22 protein-coding genes are annotated in these 22445 nt (G+C 31.9%); all 22 read right to left on the reverse strand.

What is annotated here, in order from left to right; all coding sequences use genetic code 11:
• Window positions 1–10: 10 nt before the first annotated feature.
• The 22 genes from MBM09_RS09895 to MBM09_RS10000 all read right to left on the reverse strand — a co-directional run bounded on the left by MBM09_RS09895 (window position 11) and on the right by MBM09_RS10000 (window position 22430).
• Window positions 11–1381: a putative oxidoreductase C-terminal domain-containing protein gene (locus MBM09_RS09895; RefSeq protein ID WP_238673559.1), complete on the reverse strand. Its 1371-nt coding sequence runs from the start codon at window positions 1379–1381 to the stop codon at window positions 11–13.
• Window positions 1382–1385: 4 nt separating this feature from the next.
• Window positions 1386–2771: a Gfo/Idh/MocA family protein gene (locus MBM09_RS09900; protein ID WP_238673560.1), complete on the reverse strand. Its 1386-nt coding sequence runs from the start codon at window positions 2769–2771 to the stop codon at window positions 1386–1388.
• Window positions 2772–2793: 22 nt separating this feature from the next.
• Window positions 2794–3756 (reverse strand): PmoA family protein, encoded by a 963-nt coding sequence (locus MBM09_RS09905; protein ID WP_238673561.1) that lies wholly within the window; start codon window positions 3754–3756, stop codon window positions 2794–2796.
• A 134-nt stretch (window positions 3757–3890) separates the two neighbouring features.
• Window positions 3891–4295 (reverse strand): thioesterase family protein, encoded by a 405-nt coding sequence (locus MBM09_RS09910; protein WP_238673562.1) that lies wholly within the window; start codon window positions 4293–4295, stop codon window positions 3891–3893.
• Window positions 4296–4297: 2 nt separating this feature from the next.
• Window positions 4298–4891, reverse strand: coding sequence for a bifunctional phosphoribosyl-AMP cyclohydrolase/phosphoribosyl-ATP diphosphatase HisIE (gene hisIE / locus MBM09_RS09915; RefSeq protein WP_238673563.1), 594 nt, complete (start codon window positions 4889–4891; stop codon window positions 4298–4300).
• Entirely contained in the window at window positions 4888–5643 is a 756-nt protein-coding gene (hisF, locus tag MBM09_RS09920) for an imidazole glycerol phosphate synthase subunit HisF (RefSeq protein ID WP_238673564.1), read from the reverse strand. The genes hisIE and hisF overlap by 4 nt, the downstream gene beginning before the upstream one ends.
• A gap of 3 nt (window positions 5644–5646) precedes the next feature.
• Window positions 5647–6381, reverse strand: coding sequence for a 1-(5-phosphoribosyl)-5-[(5-phosphoribosylamino)methylideneamino]imidazole-4-carboxamide isomerase (hisA, locus tag MBM09_RS09925; protein WP_238673565.1), 735 nt, complete (start codon window positions 6379–6381; stop codon window positions 5647–5649).
• A 2-nt stretch (window positions 6382–6383) separates the two neighbouring features.
• Entirely contained in the window at window positions 6384–6965 is a 582-nt protein-coding gene (hisH, locus tag MBM09_RS09930; protein ID WP_238673566.1) for an imidazole glycerol phosphate synthase subunit HisH, read from the reverse strand.
• Window positions 6965–8098 (reverse strand): bifunctional histidinol-phosphatase/imidazoleglycerol-phosphate dehydratase HisB, encoded by a 1134-nt coding sequence (gene hisB / locus MBM09_RS09935; RefSeq protein WP_238673567.1) that lies wholly within the window; start codon window positions 8096–8098, stop codon window positions 6965–6967. Before hisB ends, hisH begins: the two co-directional genes overlap by 1 nt.
• Window positions 8099–8180: 82 nt before the next feature.
• Window positions 8181–9218, reverse strand: a complete 1038-nt coding sequence (hisC, locus tag MBM09_RS09940; protein WP_238673568.1) for a histidinol-phosphate transaminase — start codon at window positions 9216–9218, stop codon at window positions 8181–8183.
• The gene (gene hisD, locus MBM09_RS09945; protein WP_238673569.1) at window positions 9218–10501 is read right to left on the reverse strand and encodes a histidinol dehydrogenase; all 1284 of its coding nucleotides are present in this window, start codon (window positions 10499–10501) and stop codon (window positions 9218–9220) included. The genes hisC and hisD overlap by 1 nt, the downstream gene beginning before the upstream one ends.
• Window positions 10502–10537: 36 nt before the next feature.
• Entirely contained in the window at window positions 10538–11395 is an 858-nt protein-coding gene (gene hisG / locus MBM09_RS09950) for an ATP phosphoribosyltransferase (protein ID WP_238673570.1), read from the reverse strand.
• Between the two features lie 323 nt (window positions 11396–11718).
• Window positions 11719–12534 carry a prohibitin family protein gene (locus MBM09_RS09955; protein ID WP_238673571.1) on the reverse strand — a complete coding sequence of 272 codons (816 nt, stop codon included), beginning with the start codon at window positions 12532–12534 and terminating at the stop codon, window positions 11719–11721.
• Between the two features lie 13 nt (window positions 12535–12547).
• On the reverse strand, window positions 12548–14581 hold the full coding sequence (locus tag MBM09_RS09960; protein ID WP_238673572.1) for a VWA domain-containing protein: 2034 nt from the start codon (window positions 14579–14581) through the stop codon (window positions 12548–12550).
• 41 nt (window positions 14582–14622) lie between these two features.
• Window positions 14623–15369 (reverse strand): 3-oxoacyl-[acyl-carrier-protein] reductase, encoded by a 747-nt coding sequence (gene fabG / locus MBM09_RS09965; RefSeq protein ID WP_238673573.1) that lies wholly within the window; start codon window positions 15367–15369, stop codon window positions 14623–14625.
• Window positions 15370–15489: 120 nt separating this feature from the next.
• Window positions 15490–16362, reverse strand: a complete 873-nt coding sequence (gene sucD, locus MBM09_RS09970; RefSeq protein ID WP_238673574.1) for a succinate--CoA ligase subunit alpha — start codon at window positions 16360–16362, stop codon at window positions 15490–15492.
• Between the two features lie 71 nt (window positions 16363–16433).
• Complete coding sequence (locus tag MBM09_RS09975) at window positions 16434–17372, reverse strand: UDP-3-O-(3-hydroxymyristoyl)glucosamine N-acyltransferase (protein ID WP_238673575.1); 939 nt, start codon at window positions 17370–17372, stop codon at window positions 16434–16436.
• Window positions 17373–17375: 3 nt separating this feature from the next.
• The gene (gene efp, locus MBM09_RS09980; protein WP_238673576.1) at window positions 17376–17942 is read right to left on the reverse strand and encodes an elongation factor P; all 567 of its coding nucleotides are present in this window, start codon (window positions 17940–17942) and stop codon (window positions 17376–17378) included.
• Between the two features lie 4 nt (window positions 17943–17946).
• Entirely contained in the window at window positions 17947–18732 is a 786-nt protein-coding gene (lpxA, locus tag MBM09_RS09985) for an acyl-ACP--UDP-N-acetylglucosamine O-acyltransferase (RefSeq protein WP_238673577.1), read from the reverse strand.
• Window positions 18733–18734: 2 nt separating this feature from the next.
• Window positions 18735–20141, reverse strand: coding sequence for a bifunctional UDP-3-O-[3-hydroxymyristoyl] N-acetylglucosamine deacetylase/3-hydroxyacyl-ACP dehydratase (locus tag MBM09_RS09990; protein WP_238673578.1), 1407 nt, complete (start codon window positions 20139–20141; stop codon window positions 18735–18737).
• On the reverse strand, window positions 20128–21156 hold the full coding sequence (gene lpxD / locus MBM09_RS09995) for a UDP-3-O-(3-hydroxymyristoyl)glucosamine N-acyltransferase (protein WP_238673579.1): 1029 nt from the start codon (window positions 21154–21156) through the stop codon (window positions 20128–20130). Before lpxD ends, MBM09_RS09990 begins: the two co-directional genes overlap by 14 nt.
• Window positions 21157–21209: 53 nt before the next feature.
• On the reverse strand, window positions 21210–22430 hold the full coding sequence (locus MBM09_RS10000; protein WP_238673580.1) for an HD domain-containing protein: 1221 nt from the start codon (window positions 22428–22430) through the stop codon (window positions 21210–21212).
• Between the last annotated feature and the right edge of the window lie 15 nt (window positions 22431–22445).

Below are 22445 nucleotides of genomic sequence, written 5' to 3' on the forward strand. Positions count from 1 at the left end.
TTTTATCATTTTAATTTGATTTAGCAAGCTCTAAGGCTTTTGTTGTGGTATAATATTTTGTAATCATATTAGGTATTTCCCATTCTGGTAAATTACCGTTTGTTAAATACTCAATGAATTTTTCAGTGACTTGAGAAAAATGAGCTTCATGTCCATTTTTATAAGATTCTGGAATTATAACTTCCCAACCGTTATCTATTTCCTTTAAAGAAATACCAGAGTATTTTTCTTCTAAATTTTTAAATTCTTCAAGTAGTGTTTTTGTATATACTTCTGAAGGATTTTCAACTTCAATATATAATGTTGGTTTGTAATTTTGTGCTTCTCCTTGTTTAATTGAAAGGTTTGCAAGTGTTCCTCGCATTTTAGAAAAATGAGTGTCTTTTGTACCTTCTGGTGCTTTATAATTCCATTTTACAGATACTTTTGCATGAATGTCTTTGAGTTTGTAATTGATTTCTCCGTTGCAATAAACCGCTAAAGCAGTATCGTTTACAATATCTTTTCGAAGATACTCAGGAAAATCATTTTGTTTTGTTACTGCTTTAAATTCTTTTTTAGTTAAGATTGTTGGTTCCCGTTTTGCGGAAATTAATTCCACATCACTTTCATTTAAAATTTGATTAGGATAACATTGCCATTGAATTAAGTCTACCAAATGCGTAGTGACATCTACAATACCTTCGCCTTCTTGTTCTACATCAAAAAACCATGGTGGACGCGTTAAAATATTACCAGAAACATATTTAAAAAAATGGTGAACGCTCTCTTTTGTAATGGTTGGATTTTCTAGAGATCCTTTTTCAAACTCTCCAAAAATAGCTTTGTTCATTGATAATTCACGTTGTAAAATGGATGTGATTTCAAAACGTTCTGTCATGACATCATATAGCAATACATTCTTTTGTTTTGCTAATTGAAATGTTTCTTTTAATAACTTAAAATCTTCAGTATTAATCGCCATTGGTTTATCTGCAAGCACATGTAAACCTTCACTAATTGACTTATTGATATATTCTGTTTTTTTTTGATTGTTTCCTGCAAGAACAACAACATTACCTTTCTTTTCTGAAATCATTTTTTCAAAAAAATCGTTTCCAGTATATAAAATACTATTCCATTGGGTTGGATTATCATCACGGGAATTAAAACCATCAATCCTATTCAAATGAAGTTTAACATCATCACTTTTTGGTGCATAAATATGAACTGTTGAATCGACTTCTGGATAACTATACTTTTGAACTAAAGCTGCATGAAAATGCCCTGGATCAACAGTTATAAATTGGATTTCTTTTTGCTGAGACTCTTCTTTTTTATCTGTTTTGCATGACATAAACATAATTGCAATACAAGTAAAACACAATATTCTAACACTCATATTTTTAATACTTAACAGCATATTTTTCACGTTGCTGTCTTGATAACATACTGTTTGCTTCATCATCATTTTTAAACTGCTCTGTATCAGGATTCCAATATAGTTTTCTATTTAATTTCATAGCCATGTGATGTAATAAACATGCAGAACATGAGCGATGCGCTTCTTCAACCGGAGCAATTGGTTGCTTACGCGATTTAAGACTATCAATCCAGTTTCTGTGATGATTTTCACTAACAGGTAAATGAATTTCATTAGCTCCTATTGCAGATGTGATAATTTTAGTATCACTTGCATCTAAAGGTTTTACACCATTTTCATCTGCAACAGGGTCACTAGCCGTTACGCGATAATCGCCTCGTGTTACAAATATCCAACCTTCAGTTCCTTCAAATTTTACGCCATTAGGTAATTCATTTGAAACTACCATTTCTACGCCGTTTGCATATTTTGCATAGGTAGTAAAAATGCCATGAACATTCCACAATCCAGATTTTGGAAACTCTGCGCTTCCCCAAATTTCAATCGGTCCAGTAAGCTCAGTGTTCATTGCCCAATGTGCGGAATCTATATGATGTGAGCCCCAGCCTGTAATCATTCCAGCACCAAATTGCTCACAACGCAACCACCCAGGTCTACCATAACCAACTTGGGGATGCACACGTTTTTCGGTATAAAACACTTCTGGTGTTGCACCTAACCACATATCATAATTTAAGTTTGGTGGTACTGGAGTTTCTATTTCTACGTCACCACTTGGGTCTCCTGGCAAACCAACATATACTTTTTTTAACTCTCCTATTCTACCGTTTCGTACTAATTCTGCTGCATATCGAAATTGAGGAGAAGATCGTTGCTGACTTCCAATTTGAAAGATTCTATCTGTTTTTCTTACTTCATCGCTTAAAAAGCGCCCTCCTTTTATGGTTAACGATGCTGGTTTTTGCATAAAAATATCTTTACCTGCACGCACTGCATCAACACCCATTTTTGCATGCCAATGGTCTGGTGTGCTAATAATTACTGCATCAATATCTTTATTAAGCAATAACTCACGATAATCAGTATATGAAGAAACACCATTAAATGGTTTACTTAATTTTTCAGAATAATATTTCTCTACCAAAACTTTTGCATCAATAGATCTATGGGCATCAACATCGCAAACTGCTACTATTTGCGTATCATCATGCCTCCAAACTTGTGGCATATCGTAAACTCTAGAAATTCTACCTGTACCAATTGCAGCAATATTTATGCGATTACTTGGTGCATTTTTACCAAATACACTGGCCGGAACTATACTTGGAATTCCTGATAAAACTACTGTTGCAGCTGAAGCTTTTGAAGTTGTTTTAATAAAGCTTCTTCGTGATATTTTTTTTGACATGATTATTTAGTTAGGTTAGTTGTTACTTAGTATAATCTACCCAAAATGTTTCAGCATTTTCTGGTGTTTTTTCACCATCAAAAACAATTAATCTGTAATTTAGTGTGTATGTTTTTCCAGGTTCAAAAGTCCAGTCTTCATATTTTGTTGGATTGAAATTCGCAAACGTACTACCTTCATGATTTCCTACAGGCCAAACTCTAATGGGCTCTGGGTGACTGTAATTATTAGTATGTGATAACATAATCATACCACCAGAATCATCACCTAATTCACCTTGATACAACATCCAACGCGACGTAGTATTATCAGCATCTATTCTTGTTTTTCCTTCAGAAGTTATAATGCTACTATTATCATCATTCCACGCTTCTGTTCCGCGCCAACCCAATCCTTGATAATGATAGGCTAATATTTTAAAAGGACTTTCAGTAGCACAACTATAATCAAACTGCAAATCGATGATATAATAGTTTTCTTTTGGATTATGAATTCTCACGGTTTGTAATTCATTTAAAGCTACTTTATTCTTATCGTCTTTCAAAACAACATGCTCATGGAGGGTTTGATATTCAACAAAATCATCTGTAGTTTTTGTGTTTTTGAATTCAGCATGACGCACAGTTGCTTGTTTGCCACGAATGTTCCAAAAATCTAATGTATCGCCTTCAAAAAAAGTTCTTGTCCATGGATTCCATAAACCAAAGTGATGATAATGATCTTCCGGATGAATACGAGTTAAACGAGACCCTTTTAAAGTATTAACAGGATGAAAAAATCCACTACGTTGATATGCAGAATCTACTCCTTTTGGCGGATACATAATTCCGAATTGATATCCTAAGAGTGTTGTATCGTTATGCTTAACTAATAGTAACCCATTCTCTTTTGATATTGATAAAATAGGCTCCTTTTCTTTAACAGATTTACATGAAGTGAATATCACTATTACAAATAGCAATGTGATGGTTTTTGTAAGTTGCATTAGTTGGTTCTTTCCTCTAAAGTTAAGGTTTTTTTAATATACGCAACCGGTTGCATAAATATTTAACATTTTTTTATAAAAAGCAACAAGTCAATAAATTAACTAATAATTAGCCTTTTATAATAAATGAATATTTAATCTGAATTATTGAGAGTATCTAAAATATCTTTTTGAATTCGTGTAGGTTTTAATGTGTTTACATCAATTAAACACCAAGTAGTTTGAGATTTGATAATCAACTTTTTATCTTTATAAATCTCAACATAACGAATAGATTTTACACCTGAAGTTTCTCCTACTTGGGTTTTTATGGTTAGTTCATCCCCCAAAATAGCTTGTCCTAAATAATCTATTTCGTGTTTTAATAATACCCAGAAGTATTTTTTATTAATCGCTTCGTTTGTAAGTATAGACCAATGTTTTTCAGCAATATCATTTACCCATTGAACATAAACCACATTATTTACATGATTTAAAACATCTATATGTTCTTTAAATACGGTTAGTTTATGTTGGTATGATGCGCCTTTTTTATTCACTTTTATCTATGTCTACCTTTTAATTCCCTTTCAATATCTTTTAGAGTAAAACCTTTAGCTTGTAACAGCATTAAGTAGTGAAACATTAAGTCTGATGCTTCATATAAAAACAACTCATCATTATTATCCATGGCTTCTATTACAGTTTCTACTGCCTCCTCACCTACTTTTTGAGCAACTTTATTGATGCCTTTTGAAAATAGACTTGCCACATAAGATTTTGAAGTGTCTTTGTTTTCAATACGTTCTGTAATAACGTTTTCTAGAGTTGAAAAGAAACCAAAATTAGAGCTATTCTCTTCTCCCCAACAATTATCGGTTCCTTTATGGCATGTTGGCCCCACAGGATTTACTTGAATAAGAAGTGTGTCATTATCACAATCATTTTTTATATGCACAAGATTTAAAAAATTTCCACTTTCTTCACCTTTTGTCCATAACCGTTGCTTGCTCCTACTAAAAAAAGTTACCTGTTTATTTTCTAGGGTTTTATTATAAGCCGCTTCATTCATATAGCCTAACATCAAAACATTTTTTGTTGTAGCATCTTGAATGATTGCTGGAATAAGCCCGTTAGAATCGTATTTAATTGTCATAACCGTACTTCTATATTGTTCTTTTTTAACTCTTTTTTTAATTCTGAAATAGGTATTTCACCAAAATGGAAAACACTTGCAGCCAAAGCGGCGTCTGCTTTTCCTTCTTTAAAAGTATCTACAAAATGTTGCATATTTCCAGCGCCACCAGAAGCAATTATAGGAATATTTAAAGATGAAGATAGTTTAGCTAAAGCTTCATTTGCAAAACCATTTTTAGTACCATCATGATTCATTGATGTAAATAAAATTTCACCAGCTCCTCGTTGTTCTACTTCTTTTGCCCATTCAAATAAATCAATTTCTGTAGGTATACTTCCCCCTGCTAAATGAACTTTCCAATTATCACCAATTTGTTTTGCATCAATAGCAACTACAACACATTGGCTTCCAAATTTATCGGCAAGTTCGTTAACTAATTCTGGACGCTTTACAGCTGAAGAATTTATAGAAACCTTATCTGCCCCACATTTTAGAAGCGCATCTACGTCCTCAATAGAAGAAATCCCTCCGCCAACAGTAAACGGAATATTAACTTGTTCTGCAACGTGTAAAACCATATCTAAAGTAGTAGCACGACCTTCTAAAGTAGCAGAAATATCTAAAAAAACCAATTCATCTGCTCCCAAATCGGCGTATTGTTTTGCAAGTTCTACCGGGTCGCCCGCATCTCTTAAATCAACAAAATTGATTCCTTTTACAGTTCGTCCATTTTTAATATCTAAACAGGGTATAATTCTTTTTGTTAACATCCCTTAAACATATTTCTCTAATTGTTTTAAACTAATTCTGTTTTCGTAAATGGCTTTTCCAATAATAACACCTTCACAACCTATTTCTTTTAAAAGTGGTAATTCTGAAATATCTGAAATACCACCGGAAGCAATTAATTTTATAGACTGCCCACTACTGCTGTTCGTGCATTCTGAAATAATTTGCTTGTACAAATCAATTGAAGGTCCTTCAAGCATACCATCTTTTGAAATATCTGTGCAAATAACGTATTGGATACTCTTTTTTTGATATGCTTTAATAAACGGAATCACATCTTCTTCGCTTTGTTCCATCCAACCACTTATTGAAACTTTTCCATGATCACTATCGGCACCTAAAATAATTTTAGCAGAACCATATTTTGAAATCCACCCTTCAAAAGTTTTAGGGTCTTTTACAGCAATACTACCTCCAGTTATTTGTTTAGCTCCAGAATTAAAAGCAATATGTAAATCTTCATTTGTTTTTAAACCGCCGCCAAAATCAATTTTTAAGCTTGTTTTAGACGCTATCTGTTCTAAGACCTTGTAATTTACAATATGCTGTGCTTTAGCACCGTCTAAATCAACTAAATGTAAATATTCAATACCAGAAGCTTCAAATGCTTTTGCAATTTCTAAAGGGCTTTCGCTATATACTTTTTTGGTGCCATAATCACCTTTAGTTAAGCGAACACATTTTCCGTCTATAATATCTATGGCTGGTATAATTCTCATATTTATAATTCTATAAAATTTTTCAATATTTTTTCTCCTGCTAAGCTACTCTTTTCCGGATGAAACTGTACGCCGTAAAAATTATCATGTTGTAAAGCCGAAGCATAATTGATACCATAATCTGTTTTCGCTATGGTTTGCTCGCAATGTTCAGCATAATAACTATGAACCAAATACATGTATTCGTTTTCTTTAATTCCTTTAAATAAATCGGATTTCAAATCTTTTATTACATTCCATCCCATTTGAGGTACTTTTACATCATTTGAAAAACGCTTAACCTGAGTGTTAAAAACGCCCAAACCTTTAGTGTTCCCTTCTTCTGAAAATTCACAAAGCAATTGCATACCTAAGCAAATACCCAAAACAGGTTGTTTTAATTTTGGAATTAATTTATCTAAGCCACTTTCTTTAAGCATTTTCATAGCACTGCTTGCCTCACCTACTCCTGGGAAAATAATTTTATCTGCAGCTTTAATCTCCTCTGGATTGTTGGACAAAACAGCATCAAAACCTAAGCGTTTAAAGGCAAATTGAATACTTTTTATGTTTCCTGCTCCGTAATCAATAATCACTAATTTCATTACAACATACCTTTTGTTGATGGCAAAATCATTTTTTCTATATCTCGTTTTACTGCCATTTTAATTGCTTTTGCAAAAGCTTTAAAAATTGCTTCGATTTTGTGGTGTTCGTTTGTGCCTTCTGCTTTTATATTTAAATTACATTTTGCACCATCTGTAAACGATTTAAAGAAATGATAAAACATTTCGGTTGGCATTTTACCAATCATTTCGCGTTTAAAATCGGCTTCCCAAACTAACCAGTTTCTGCCTCCAAAATCGATAGCTGCTTGCGCATAACAATCGTCCATTGGTAAACAAAAACCATAGCGTTCTATACCTAGTTTGTTTCCTAAAACTTTGTTGAATAATTCGCCTAAAGCAATTGCTGTATCTTCAATAGTGTGGTGCTCATCAACTTCTAAGTCGCCATCAACTTTTATATTTAAATCTAATTGACCGTGACGCGCAATTTGATCTAACATGTGGTCAAAAAAAGCAATTCCAGTATCAATTTTACTTTTACCTGTACCATCCAAATTTATTTGAATAGCAATTTTGGTTTCATTAGTATTTCTAATTATGCCACCAGAGCGTTCATCGGCTTTTAAAAACTCATAAATTTTAGCCCAATCGTTAGTTTCTAAAGCTATATAATTATCCAATTCATCACGCTTCACAGTAATTTCATCTGTTCCTAAATGTGTTTCATCATTAATAAAAACACCTTTAGACCCAAGGTTTTTTGCAAGTTCTATATCTGTTAATCTATCACCTATTACAAAAGAGTTTTCTAAATCGTAATCATCAGAAAAATACTTGGTTAACAACCCTGTATTTGGCTTTCTGGTTGGCGCATTATCTTTAGCAAATGTTCTATCAATAAACTGTTCTTTAAAGACTACACCTTCTTGCTCAAAACATTTTAATATGAAATTATGAACTGGCCAAAACGTGTCCTCAGGAAAAACCTCAGTACCTAAACCATCCTGATTGGTAATCATGACGATTTCATAATCCAATTCTTTAGCAATTCTACTCAAATACTGAAAAACCTTTGGATAAAAGTCTAATTTTGCAAAAGCATCTATTTGCTCATCGGCAGGTTCTCTAATAATGGTTCCGTCTCGGTCTATGAATAATACTTTTTTCATCTCTTTGTCATTCCTGCGTAGGCAGGAATCTATTTAATTATTACTTTGATTGTGGATTCCGCATCAAGTGCGGAATGACAAACTAACTTAAATTATTTAATGCTTCAATTAATATTTTATTTTCATCTGGAGTTCCAACCGTAAATCGTAAACAGTTTTCACATCCTGGTTGTGTGGTTCTATTTCGAATAACAATCCCTTTATCAATGAGTTGATTATAACGTTTTGTCGCATCATCAACTTTAGCTAAAATAAAATTAGCATCAGATGGATATATTTTTGAAACAAAATCAATTGATTGTAATTCAGATTTTAAAGTTTCTCGTTCTTCTAGAATATTTTCTATTTGATTTTTAGCAATGCTTCTGTCAGATAATAATTCAATAGCTTTTTTCTGAGTTAACTCATTAACATTATAAGGTGGTTTAATGCGATTTAAAACAGATATAATCTCTTGTGAAGCATAGCAGATTCCTAATCTAATTCCTGCCATACCATAGGCTTTTGAAAGCGTTTGGGTTACGATTAAATTAGGGAATTCTCTTAACCTTTTTGCCCAACTTTCTTCATTCGAAAAATCTATATAAGCTTCATCAATAGCAACAATACCCTTAAAATTATTTAATAGCGTTTCAATATCGTTAGCTCTTAAACTATTTCCTGTTGGATTATTTGGTGAACATAAAAACAGAACCTTACTATTACTATCAGCAACATCTAATATTTTATCAATATCCAATTGAAAATCGTCTGTTAAATTCACTTTTTTAATACCAATAGCATTAATTCCAGCTAAAACGCTGTACATGCCATAAGTTGGCGGTAATATGATGATGTTATCTTGATTTGGTTCACAAAATGCTCTAAAAATCAAGTCTAAAACTTCGTCACTACCATTTCCTAAAAGCGTATTATTAGTCGGAATTCCTTTTATTTCTGATAAAACTGTTTTTAACGTTCGCTGTTGCGGATCTGGATAACGATTTACGCCATTTTCAAAAGGATTTTCATTAGCATCCAGAAAAACCATATCGCTACTATTACCTTGATACTCATCTCTTGCAGATGAATACGGTTTAAGCGCTTTTACAGTCGGTCGTATTAAATCTTGAATATTCATTACTTTAAATCCTTTAATCTTATTGAAACAGCATTTTTGTGAGCTTGTAAACCTTCTGCTTCTGCCATTAACTCTATTGTTTTTCCAATATTTAAAAGCCCTTCTTTTGATATTTTTTGAAAGGTCATACTCTTTAAAAAACTATCTAAATTCACTCCAGAATACGCTTTACTAAAACCATTTGTTGGCAACGTATGGTTAGTTCCAGAAGCATAATCACCAGCGCTTTCTGGTGTGTAATCTCCAATAAATACCGAACCTGCATTAGCAATACCATCTACATAAAAATCTTCATTATTTGTACATATAATGAAATGTTCAGGCCCATATTCATTAATTAACTCTAGGGCGATTTCGTCATTTTCTACATAAATTAATTTTGAGTTAGCAATGGCTTTTTCTGCAATCGCTTTACGCGGAAGTACACTTAGTTGTTTTTCAATTTCTTCTGAAACTTTACTAACTAAATGCTTTGAAGTTGAAACTAAAATCACCTGACTATCTATACCATGTTCTGCTTGACTTAACAAATCTGAAGCAATATAAGATGCATTTGCACTTTCATCAGCAACTACCAATAGCTCACTTGGACCTGCAGGCATATCAATCGCTACACCGTATTTTGTTGCTAACTGTTTTGCTACAGTTACAAATTGATTTCCCGGACCAAAAATTTTATAAACCTGTGGTATATTTTCAGTTCCAAAAGTTAATCCTGCAATAGCTTGTATACCACCAACTTTTATAATTTTAGTAACACCACAAAGTTGTGCCGCAAATAAAATTTCTGGAGCAAGTTTACCTTCTTTATTTGGTGGTGAGCATAAAACAATGGTTTTGCATCCTGCAATTTGTGCTGGTATTGCCAGCATTAAAACCGTAGAAAACAAAGGCGCAGTGCCTCCTGGAATGTATAAACCCACTTTTTGAATAGGTCTTTTTTCCTGCCAGCATTGTACCCCATTAGTTGTTTCTATATCTATTTTTTGTGTTTTTTGTACCTTATGAAAAGCTTCAATATTTTGTTTTGCCTGTTTAATGGCATATTGAAGTTTAATAGGTACATTCTTTTTAGCATCTTCAATTTCTGTTTGAGAAACTGTATTAGATTCTAAATCAATACCATCAAATTTTGAAGTATATTTTTTTATAGCATCATCTCCTTTTTGCTTTACTTCATCAAAAATTTGAATTACCGTAGCTTCAATATCGTCAACAGTTTGAGTAGGACGCTTTAAAATGTCTTCCCAATTATCTTTATTTGAATTATCTATGATTTGCATGTTTTCAATTTTAATGATACTGAAACAAGTTCAGCACTAAAGCACCATTTTTTCAATAGGACAAACTAAAATACCTTGAGCTCCGTTAGCCTTTAATTCATCTATAACATCCCAGAATTCATTTTTACTAATTACAGAGTGTACCGAACTCCAACCTTCTTCTGCTAATGGCAGTACCGTTGGACTCTTCATACCTGGTAAAATATCTATAATTATATCTAGTTTATCATTTGGTGCGTTTAACAGCACATATTTAGATTCTCTACCTTTTAATACCGATTTAATTCTAAATAAAAGCTTATCTAATATCTCCTGTTTATCGCTTGATAATTCGGGGGTTGATGTTAATACAGCTTCACTTTTAAAGAGCACTTCAACCTCCTTTAAATTATTCTTAAACAAGGTGCTTCCGCTGGAAACGATATCAACAATCGCATCAGCTAAACCAATATTAGGTGCAATTTCAACCGAACCATTAATAATATGAATATCGGCTTTCTCACCTTTTTCCTCAAAATATTTATTTACTGTATTTGGGTACGAAGTAGCAATTTTTTTACCTCTTAAATCTTTAATTGAATCATATTTTAAACTTTTTGGTACCGCTATAGATACTTTACATTTTGAAAATCCAAGACGTTCTTTTATTGGTAAATCTTGTCCTTTTTCAATTAAAGTATTCTCTCCTAAAATAGCAATATCTACAACCCCATCACGTAAATATTGAGGGATATCACCATTACGCAAATACAATACTTCCAAAGGAAAATTTCGTGCTTTAGCTTTTAGTTGGTCTTTACCATTATCAATTGAAATACCACAATTTTTAAGTAGTTCTAGTGATTCTTCGTTTAATCGTCCTGATTTTTGAACTGCAATTTTTAATTTACTCATTTTGTTTTGTTATGAGTTTGAAACAACCTAGTTAGAGTTTACAATTAAAAAACCCGCTTGATTGTCTCAAACGGGTTTAAAAATATATGTTGATTTTATTCAATACATTTTCAGTTCGCTTGAGAGCAAATATGAAAATGATGATGTAATTGAATAAAAGTCATGACTTTGTTTTTGTTTCTACAAATATCTATAATTTATATTTATAATTCCAAATTATACTTAGTTTTCTTGTAACAATTGAAAATTATATATTTTAAATTGAATTATTTGTTTAAAATTTAAAAGAATTGATAAATAGTTGAATTATTTAATTTTTAATTCTACTGATTTCCAAGAATAATAGGCAATCCGCTATCTCCTGAACCAATAACAATAACTTTACTATTTGGTGATTCTGCTAATTTCATAGTAGCATCTATACCTTTGTCCTGTAAAATTTTATCAGTTAAAGAAGCACTTAAAATTCTGTTTGACTCTGCTTTTCCTTCGGCTTCAATAATTACTTTTTCAGCTTCTTTAGCAGCAGTTACCAGTCTAAACTCGTACTCTAAAGATTCTTGCTCTTGTTTAAGTTTACGCTCAATCGCATCTTTAATTGTATTAGGCAAAGTTACATCTCTAACTAATACTTCATTTAATTGTACGTATTGCTTTGCTAAAATCTTTTTAGTTTCATCAAATATTTCATCTTGTATAGCATCACGCTTACTAGAATATAATTGCTCTGGCGTATAACGTCCAACAACACTACGTGCAGCACTACGAATAGCTGGTTTAATTACTCTGTCTAAGTAATTTTCACCTAAAGATTGGTGTAGGTTTCCTAAATCATTGTAAACAGGCTCGTACCAAGCAGAAGCATCAATTTGAATTTCTAACCCGTTTGATGATAATACTTTCATTTTTTCAAAAAGTTCTTGTTGACGCACTTCGTATACAATTACTTTATTCCAAGGTGCAACAATATGAAAGCCTTCTCCTAAAGGTGGAGCATCTGTTACAACACCATTATCAAATGTTTTATAAAGTACTCCCGCTTCTCCTGAACCTATTGTAACTGCAGATTTTGCTAATAAGACAACTAATATGATGCCTACAATTATAAAAGGTAATGCGATTTTTGGTAATTTTTCCATTATTTATTTTAGTTTAAATTAATCCGTTATATTTTCTTAAAAACCACTCCAATCCTAGGCTTAAAGCTAAAACTGCGAGTAGGTATTTCCAATCTATCAAAGGTATGGTATTTTTATTGCTTTTTTGAATTGGTGTGTATCTATTATCGTCCAATAGATTACTTACCAAATCACTTGTATTATCAATAAAATAAGTTTTTCCATTACTGTTAGTAGCCAGTTGCTTCAACTTTGTTACATCTGCACTCAAAAACTGCTGCTCTACATTATATTCTAAAATTTGAAAATTACCCGATTTAGAAATATTTGCATTTGATGCCTTAACAGTAAAACTATATTCTGATGCAGGCAAACTACTTAAATCTACCTGATAATTGTTGTTTTTTAGTATAAGCGGAAATTCTTTTCGTTCTTTTGAAATATTATCTATAACAGTAATAATCAAAGATTCACGCGTATCAAAAACATAATTTTTATCAAAGAACTCAGCTTTTATTACAATATTACTAATGCCATTATAAAACGATTCATAATCAATATTCAATCTACTTTTAAGCTGATTAGATGCTAAATATTGTACAACTTTCCCAATAAAGTTATCAAATTCGTTAAAAGATTTTGTGTTCAGATAATTTTGAGCGCGCCATTGCCAAATATTCTCACCAAATAGAACTGCTTCTCTCCTATTATTAGTTTCAAAAGTTGCCAGTAAAGGTTCATTAATCGAAACACCATTTAGAGTTTTATCTAAAATAGTTTCAAAAGGAACAGAAAAAATAACACTTCCATAGTTTGAAAGTAATGGTGGAAAAGACTCAAAATTTATATCTTCTATTATAAAAGGCGAATAATTTAAATTTAATTCTGCTTGATAATTCTCAGTTTGATTTGTAATTTTAAAATCATAGGTCTTGCTAATTCTGTTTATAAAATCTAAATCGGTTTCTTTACCTATAATAACAAATCTGTTTTTGTTTTGAGTATCTAAAAGCGATATTAAATTATTAAACTTATTATTTGGCTGATACAATATAACTAATTGAAAATCATTTATTTGGTTGATTATATTTTTTGAATCTAAAAACGTTACCGAGCGTTGTTCATTACTTTCAATACTCTTTTTAAGTGTTCCTAAATCTGGATGAATTAAGTCACTTACAACAGCAATTTTTGTTTTTTCATTAATAACTTCAACTGCAAAATTTTTGGAATTATTAATCTTGTTTTTTTCATTTTCTATTGGTACCAGTGTCGCTTTAAAATTACTAACACCCACTGCATTTGCGGGCAAGGTAAAATTAATGACACTCGAATTATTTTCTTTAGAAAAGCTTATAGGTTTAGAATAAACCGTCGAATTACCTCTTGTAACAATAAAATTAGAATTAATATTATCACTGCCATTATAAACAAGTATTGCCTCAATAGGAAACCTGTTTTTTAAATAAGCATATTTATTAACGTTTAATTGTTCAATTTTTAAATCGGTATGTGTTATAGTATCCCCAAGAACTATAGGATAAATTGGTTGATTATATGAGGTTGTAATAAATTGATAATCATTTCCATAAGTTTGATTACCGTCTGTAATTAAAAGCGTAGGCGAAATGGTTTGTTTATATACTTGACTTAGCTGACTAAATGCATTAAAAATATTGGTTTGATTCTCTGAAAAACTCAATGAATCAAAAGTTTTTAAAGACTCACCAAAAGTATATAGTTCTATATTAAACTTTTCTTTTAAATCTTGATTATTAGTTAAGCTTTCAATGAATTTAGAGGTTTGTTCATTTTGATTTAGATGCTTTATTGAACTTGAATTGTCTATTGCAATAACTAAATTTGGTTTTTCAATAGATAACTTAACTTGATCGAAACTTGGGTTTATCAATAGAAGTAAAACAGAAAACACACTTATAAACCTTAAAAAGGAAAAAAGCATGTTTAATTTAGACATGCTTTTCTTCTTGTTAATATACTGAAAAAGTGCAACTAAAAGTGCGACAATTGCAGCAAGTATAATATATAATAGAGTTTCTGTTTGCATTTAAAAACCTTTAGGCTGTGCTCAAGGTGATAATCTAAAAATTAAGTTAACATTCCACCATCAACATTTAAAGTTTGACCGGTAACATAAGCACTCATGTCGCTTGCTAAAAACACACAAACATTTGCTATATCTTCAGGTGTTCCACCACGTTTTAATGGAATAGCAGCTCGCCAACCTTTTACAACTTCTTCATCTAATTTAGCAGTCATTTCAGTTTCAATAAAACCTGGAGCAACCACATTACTTCTAATATTTCTAGAACCCAATTCTAGTGCTACAGATTTTGAAAAACCTATAATTCCAGCTTTAGAAGCAGCATAATTGGTTTGTCCCGCATTACCTTTAACACCAACAACAGAACTCATATTAATAATTGAGCCTTTACGTTGTTTTAACATGGTTCTTTGAACCGCTTTAGTCATATTGAAAACCGATTTTAAGTTTACAGCAATAACAGTATCAAAATCTTCCTCGGTAATACGCATTAATAAATTATCTTTTGTAATACCTGCGTTATTTACTAAAACATCAATACTTCCAAATTCTGCCACGACATCATCAGCGAGTTTTTGAGCTTCATCAAAACTAGCAGCGTTACTTTTATAACCTTTGGCTTTAACACCCAATTCATTTAATTCTTTTTCTAGTTCGTTTGCTGCTTCAACAGAAGAACTATAAGTGAAAGCAACATTTGCACCTTGTTCTGCAAATACTCGAGCAATCCCCTTGCCTATACCTCTACTGGCTCCAGTTATTATTGCTGTTTTTCCTTCTAATAATTTCATTTTATATTTTGGTTAGTTATTATAAAAGTTGTTAAATTCAAATATAACAAATACAAATGGCTTCAAATAAAAAAACCTCACAAGATTATTTGTAAGGTTTTAATTTTCGAATTTTATATTCTAAGCTAAAACTTCAGCTACTTTTTTACCAATTTCAGCAGGTGAATCCACTACATGAATTCCACAAGCTCTCATAATTTTCTTTTTAGCTTGTGCAGTATCATCACTTCCACCAACAATAGCACCAGCGTGTCCCATAGTACGACCAGCAGGTGCAGTTTCACCAGCAATAAACCCTACAACAGGTTTTTTACTTCCACTTGCTTTATACCAATTAGCAGCATCTGCTTCTAATTGTCCTCCAATTTCTCCAATCATAACAACCGCTTCTGTTTCTGGGTCGTTAATTAATAATTCAACCGCTTCTTTTGTTGTCGTTCCAATAATTGGATCTCCACCAATACCGATAGCTGTTGTAATACCTAAACCTTGTTTTACAACTTGATCTGCAGCCTCATAGGTTAATGTTCCAGATTTTGAAACAATACCAACTCTTCCTTTTTTGAAAACAAAACCTGGCATAATTCCAACTTTTGCTTCATCAGGAGTAATTACTCCAGGACAGTTTGGACCAATTAATCTACAATCTTTATTTTTTATATAATTTGAAGCAGTAATCATATCTGCAACAGGAATACCTTCTGTAATTGTAATAATAACTTTGATACCTGCATCTGCGGCTTCCATAATAGCGTCGGCAGCAAATGCTGGCGGTACAAAAATAATAGTAGTATCTGCTCCAACTTTTTCTACAGCTTCTAGAACTGTGTTAAAAACAGGTTTATCTAGATGTGTTTGGCCACCTTTACCTGGTGTAACACCTCCAACTACGTTTGTTCCATATTCAATCATTTGACCTGCATGGAATGTACCTTCACTACCTGTAAAACCTTGAACTATTATTTTTGAATCTTTATTTACTAAAACACTCATTTGTTTATCTTTTATTTTTTGAAAAGCTTTCGCAAAAATACTTTTTTTGAAAATACTTTATATTATTTATTCTATTTTTTTGACTTAATATATTCGAATATTTCAGGAATCCTTTTGATGTTAGCCATTTCTTTCATTTCAGATCTAGCTTCTTGTGCAGGTGTTCCCCAATAGGTTTTATTTCCTTCTAGAGATTTACTAATCCCAGATTGCGCATGAATAACTGCTTTTTTACCTATTGTAATTCCACTTGTCATACCTACTTGTCCCCAAATAGTTACTTCATCTTCAATAACTACACAACCTGCAATTCCTACTTGTGATGCAATCAAACATTTTTTACCAATAATAGTATCGTGTCCTATTTGTATTAAATTATCTAGTTTAGAACCTTCTCCTATAATAGTGTTTGCTGAAACTCCTCTGTCTATAGTGCAATTAGCACCAATATCTACATTGTCTTGAATTACAACACGTCCGCTTGATTTCAGTCTATCATAACCTTCTGGTCTGTTTTTGTAATAAAATGCATTGGCTCCTAAAACGGTTCCTGCATGAATTGTTACATGATTACCTATAATCGCATCATCATAAATACTAACATTAGAATGAATAACACAATTGTCTCCTATAACTACATTGTTCCCAATAAAAGAATTGGGCTGAACAACAGTGTTTTTTCCTATTTGTGCTGAAGAGGAAATAGAAGCATTAGATGCTTTAAAAGGCTTAAAATGATTTGTCAACTTGTTAAAGTCTCTAAATGGATCATCACTAATTAATAATGCTTTACCTTCTGGACAATCTACTTCTTTATTGATTAAAATGATTGTTGCAGCAGAATTTAACGCTTTATCATAATATTTAGGATGATCAACAAAAACGATATCCCCAGGTTCTACCACGTGAATTTCATTCATTCCTAGAACAGGAAAATCTTCATGACCAACAAATTCGCAATCAATTAAAGCTGCTATTTGTTTTAAAGTATTTGGCTTTGGAAACTTCAAAAGTTATTCTTTAACGCGTTCTTTATAAGTACCTTTATCTGTTTCAACCTTTATTTTATCGCCTTCATTTATAAATAAAGGCACATTAACTTCTGCCCCAGTTTCTACTGTTGCAGGTTTAGTCGCATTTGTTGCTGTATTACCTTTTACTCCTGGTTCTGTATGTGTTACTTCTAAAATAACACTAGCTGGCATTTCTACAGAAAGCGGCATGTTATCTTCTGTATTTATCAAAACTGTAACAACTTCGCCTTCTTTCATTAGATCTGGTCTGTCTAAAGCTGCTTCAAGTAATCTAATTTGCGTGTAATCTGACTCATTCATAAAATGATAAAATTCACCATCATTATATAAATACTGAAATTTATGAGTTTCAACACGAACATCTTCCAACTTGTGACCTGCTGAAAAGGTATTATCTAATACTTTTCCGCTAGTAACACTTTTCATTTTTGTTCTTACAAACGCAGGGCCTTTACCTGGTTTTACGTGTAAAAATTCTATTATTTTATAAATATCATTGTTGTAACGAATACATAACCCGTTTCTAATATCACTTGTCGTTGCCATATAATTAATTTGATTTAAAGTATCCTTTCATGATTCCACGATGCGAATTCTTAATAAATTGAAGAATTTCATCTCGTTCTGGAGTCGCTTCCATTTCAGCCTCAATAATTTCTGAAGCTTGAGTAGTATTATAATTTTTTTGATATAATATTCTGAAAATATTTTGTATTTCCCTTATTTTTTCTGTGGTATAACCGCGTCTTCTTAATCCAACAGAATTAATACCAACATAAGATAAAGGTTCTCGTGCTGCTTTCACATATGGAGGCACATCTTTTCTAACTAAAGAACCTCCAGTAACAAATGCGTGATTTCCTATAGACACAAATTGATGAACAGCTGTCATACCTGCTAAAACAACATAATCTCCAACAGTGATATGTCCTGCAAGTGTACTGTTATTAGAAAAGATACAATTGTTACCTACAATACAATCGTGTGCAATATGGCAATAAGCCATTATTAAACAGTTGTTACCAATAACCGTTTTCATTCTATCAACAGTACCTCTATTAATGGTTACACATTCTCTTATTGTAACATTGTCGCCTATCTCAACAGTGGTATCTTCATCATTATATTTCAAATCTTGAGGGACAGCAGAAATCACAGAACCTGGAAAGATATTGCAATTTTTACCTATTCTGGCTCCTTCCATAATGGTAACGTTACTACCAATCCAAGTACCCTCTCCTATTTTTACATTATTGTGAATAGTTGCAAATGGTTCTATAACGACATTTTTTGCAATTTTTGCACCTGGGTGCACGTATGCTAAGGGTTGGTTCATGTTTATTTTACTTTTGAAATTTGAGCCATTAGTTCTGCTTCGGCACAAAGCTTTCCATTAGCATAGGCATATCCTTGCATATGGCATATTCCACGACGTATTGGAGTAATTAACGAGCATTTGAATATTAACGTATCACCAGGTACCACTTTTTGTTTGAATTTAACATTGTCCATTTTCATAAAAAAAGTAAGGTAGTTTTCAGGATCTGGAACTGTATTTAGAACCAAAATACCTCCTGTTTGTGCCATTGCTTCTACAATTAAAACACCTGGCATTACTGGAGCACCTGGAAAATGACCTTTGAAAAACTCTTCGTTCATGGTCACATTTTTAGTAGCTATTACATGATTTTCAGTAAGCTCAAACACCTTGTCAATCAATAAAAATGGCTGCCTGTGTGGAAGCATAGCCATGATTTGAGTGATATCCATTAAAGGCGGTTGATTCAAATCTATACTAGGAACATTATTTCGTCTTTCATTCTTTATAAGCTTAGATAACTTCTTAGCAAATTGTGTGTTTACAAAGTGTCCCGGTTTGTTAGCAATAACTTTCCCTCGAATTCTTGTACCAATTAATGCTAAATCTCCTAAAACATCTAATAACTTATGTCTTGCCGCTTCATTAGGATAATGTAAAGTTAGGTTATCTAAAATTCCATTAGGTTTTACTGCAATGTTATCTTTTTTAAAGGCAACTCTTAATTTATCCATAGTTTCTGGAGATAATGCTTTATCTACATAAACAATAGCATTATTTAAATCACCTCCTTTTATTAAACCATGCTCAAGAAGCATTTCAATTTCATGTAAAAAACTAAATGTTCGAGAGTTTGCAATATCCTTTTTAAAATCGGAAATTTGATTTAATGTAGCATTTTGAGTGCCTAAAACTTTAGTACCAAAATCAACCATGGTTGTAATTTGGTATTCTTTAGCAGGCATTACTAGTATTTCACTACCAGATTCTTCATCGGTGTAAGAAACAATATCTGTAATTACAAATTCTTCCCTAAACGCATCAAGTTCTGTAACACCAGCTTTTTCTAGAGCTTCAACAAAAAATTTCGAAGATCCATCCATTATTGGTGGTTCAGATTCATCCAACTCTATTATAACATTATCAATATCTAAACCTACTAACGCAGCAAGAACGTGTTCTGAAGTTTGTATAGTAACTCCATTTTTTTCTAAGCATGTACCACGTTGAGTATTTGTAACATAGTTAGCATCTGCTTCAATAACTGGAGCTCCTTCTAAATCAACGCGTTTAAAAGATAAACCTGAATTTGCAGGCGCTGGTTTGAATGTTAATGTGACATCTTTACCAGTATGTAACCCAACACCATTTAAAGAGACTTCTGCTTTAATGGTTTTTTGTTTTGTTTCGGTATTAACTATTCCCATTCAATTTTTTTTCTAAGTCATTTATATCTTTTACAATTTTTGGTAAATTTTTAAAATGCACATAAGACTTGTTGTAATCTCCATATGTTAAAGCAGGAGAACCTTGAAGTACTTCGTTATCTTTTACATTTCTACCAATTCCAGACTGTGCTTGTATTTTAACATTATTACCAATTACAATGTGTCCAACAATACCTACCTGACCTCCTATTTGACAATTTTCGCCAATTTTAGTAGATCCCGCAATTCCAGTTTGTGCAGCAATCACAGTGTTTTTACCAATTTCAACATTGTGAGCAATTTGTATTTGGTTATCTAACTTCACGCCTCGTCTTATTAGTGTTGAACCTAAAGTGGCTCTATCTATTGTTGTTCCAGCTCCTACGTCAACAAATTCTTCTAAAATTACATTACCTGTTTGAGGAACTTTAATATACTCGCCTTTTTCGTTAGGTGTAAAACCAAATCCATCGGCACCAATTATTGCTCCAGAATTAATCACACAATAATTTCCTATAACGCATTCTGAATAAATTTTAGACCCAGCGAATATAATTGTATTGTCACCAATGGTAACATTATCACCAATATATACATTTGGAAAAATCTTTACATTTTCTCCAATCGTTACATTATCACCTATATATGAAAAAGCGCCTATATAAACATTCTCTCCATATTTTGATGATTCTGATATGAATGATGGTTGTTCAATCCCACTTTTATTAAGCTTAACTAAATTATAATACTCTAATAATTTTGAGAATGCCGAATAAGCATCTTCAACTTTAATTAAGGTGGTTTCTAAATGATTTTCAGGCTCGAATGTTTTGTTAACAATGGTAACTGAAGCCTTTGTTGAATATATATGAGGTGTATATTTAGGATTTGCCAAAAATGTTAATGAGCCCTCGAAACCTTCTTCAATTTTAGAAAGTTTTGATACTTCTACATCAGGGTTTCCAACGACATCGCCTTCTAAAATTCCTGCTATTTGTTGCGCTGTAAATTTCACACTTTAAAAGTTTCGTGTTTTTTGTTTGATGGAGCAAAAATAGGAAAAATGTGCTAAAGTTTGTCTTTAGGATAACATATATAAAATTTAGTGACCGGTTTTGATAGTGCTTTAAGATTTAACTGGTCGGATGCTTTTACAATATCTTCAATTTTTCCTGATTTATGTAATATGTTAATTCCCTCTGTTTGCAACTGATATGCTTGGTTTGAGATATTACCTGTAAACACAAAATATTTAGCCTCTTCTTCAGATATTTTATATTCTTCCATTAAAGCTACTTGATGTTTTTTTAGGCTACTCACTTTAATTGTTTTGTTTTTAATTTTAATTTTAAGCAGGTTTCTATTAATAATCATTTCGCATAAATTACTTAACACAAAATCGTTATGATATTGCCAATGCTTCATGGCAGAAATAATATCGTAGTCATCTAGTTGCGAAAAAATTTCTAACGTCTTTTCATCAAAATCATCAATAGTTATTTTATTCTTTAAAAAATATAATAAAGGTTCACTAGCCTTTAAATTGTTACCGTCATCAAAAAGCTCTTTTGCTCGTTTTAAAACTCTAATTAACAATTGCTCTGCAACCAAACTCGTTTTATGTAAATATACTTGCCAGTACATAAGGCGTCTAGCCACAATAAATTTTTCAACACTATAAATACCTTTTTCTTCAACCACTAAATTATCGTCAACAACATTTAACATGGTTATTAAACGTTCACTATTAATATTTCCTTCTGCAACACCGGTGTAAAAACTATCTCGTTTTAAATAATCGGCTCTATCCATATCTAATTGTCCAGAAATAAGCTGATACATAAATTTTCTTGGATATTCTCCTTTAAATATTTTAATGGCAAGCGTTAAACTTCCGTTAAATTCTTCATTTAAACGCTCCATAAAAAGCAACGAAATTTCTTCATGAGAGACATTATTTGCTATACTATTTTCCATAGCATGTGAGAACGGACCATGACCAATATCATGCAATAAAATAGCAACATACAAACCTGTTTCTTCTTCTTCAGAAATTGTAACTCCTTTAAAACGAAGTATATTCACTGCTTTCTGCATTAAATGCACACAACCAATAGCGTGATGAAACCTTGTATGATGTGCTCCCGGATATACTAAATAAGACAAACCCATTTGGGTAATTCTGCGTAAGCGCTGAAAGTATTTATGCTGTATTAAATCGAAAATTAACGAATTAGGAATAGTAATAAATCCGTAAATTGGGTCGTTTAATATTTTAAGTTTGTTCAAACTTTAATTTTTTAC

Source organism: Flaviramulus sp. BrNp1-15, assembly GCF_022259695.1.
Taxonomy (GTDB): Bacteria; Bacteroidota; Bacteroidia; order Flavobacteriales; family Flavobacteriaceae; genus BrNp1-15.

Bases quoted from the DNA above. Each gene is read 5' to 3' on its own strand.
- lpxA (WP_238673577.1), bottom strand. From the start codon at position 18,732: ATGAACCAACCCTTAGCATACGTGCACCCAGGTGCAAAAATTGCAAAA.
- MBM09_RS09895 (WP_238673559.1), bottom strand. From the start codon at position 1,381: ATGAGTGTTAGAATATTGTGTTTTACTTGTATTGCAATTATGTTTATG.
- MBM09_RS09960 (WP_238673572.1), bottom strand. From the start codon at position 14,581: ATGCAAACAGAAACTCTATTATATATTATACTTGCTGCAATTGTCGCA.
- MBM09_RS09990 (WP_238673578.1), bottom strand. From the start codon at position 20,141: ATGGGAATAGTTAATACCGAAACAAAACAAAAAACCATTAAAGCAGAA.
- hisB (WP_238673567.1), bottom strand. From the start codon at position 8,098: ATGAAAAAAGTATTATTCATAGACCGAGACGGAACCATTATTAGAGAA.
- hisG (WP_238673570.1), bottom strand. From the start codon at position 11,395: ATGAGTAAATTAAAAATTGCAGTTCAAAAATCAGGACGATTAAACGAA.
- efp (WP_238673576.1), bottom strand. From the start codon at position 17,942: ATGGCAACGACAAGTGATATTAGAAACGGGTTATGTATTCGTTACAAC.
- hisF (WP_238673564.1), bottom strand. From the start codon at position 5,643: ATGTTAACAAAAAGAATTATACCCTGTTTAGATATTAAAAATGGACGA.
- hisH (WP_238673566.1), bottom strand. From the start codon at position 6,965: ATGAAATTAGTGATTATTGATTACGGAGCAGGAAACATAAAAAGTATT.
- MBM09_RS09905 (WP_238673561.1), bottom strand. From the start codon at position 3,756: ATGCAACTTACAAAAACCATCACATTGCTATTTGTAATAGTGATATTC.
- hisC (WP_238673568.1), bottom strand. From the start codon at position 9,218: ATGAATATTCAAGATTTAATACGACCGACTGTAAAAGCGCTTAAACCG.
- hisD (WP_238673569.1), bottom strand. From the start codon at position 10,501: ATGCAAATCATAGATAATTCAAATAAAGATAATTGGGAAGACATTTTA.
- hisA (WP_238673565.1), bottom strand. From the start codon at position 6,381: ATGAGAATTATACCAGCCATAGATATTATAGACGGAAAATGTGTTCGC.
- sucD (WP_238673574.1), bottom strand. From the start codon at position 16,362: ATGAGTGTTTTAGTAAATAAAGATTCAAAAATAATAGTTCAAGGTTTT.
- MBM09_RS09900 (WP_238673560.1), bottom strand. From the start codon at position 2,771: ATGTCAAAAAAAATATCACGAAGAAGCTTTATTAAAACAACTTCAAAA.
- MBM09_RS09955 (WP_238673571.1), bottom strand. From the start codon at position 12,534: ATGGAAAAATTACCAAAAATCGCATTACCTTTTATAATTGTAGGCATC.
- fabG (WP_238673573.1), bottom strand. From the start codon at position 15,369: ATGAAATTATTAGAAGGAAAAACAGCAATAATAACTGGAGCCAGTAGA.
- hisIE (WP_238673563.1), bottom strand. From the start codon at position 4,891: ATGACAATTAAATACGATTCTAACGGGCTTATTCCAGCAATCATTCAA.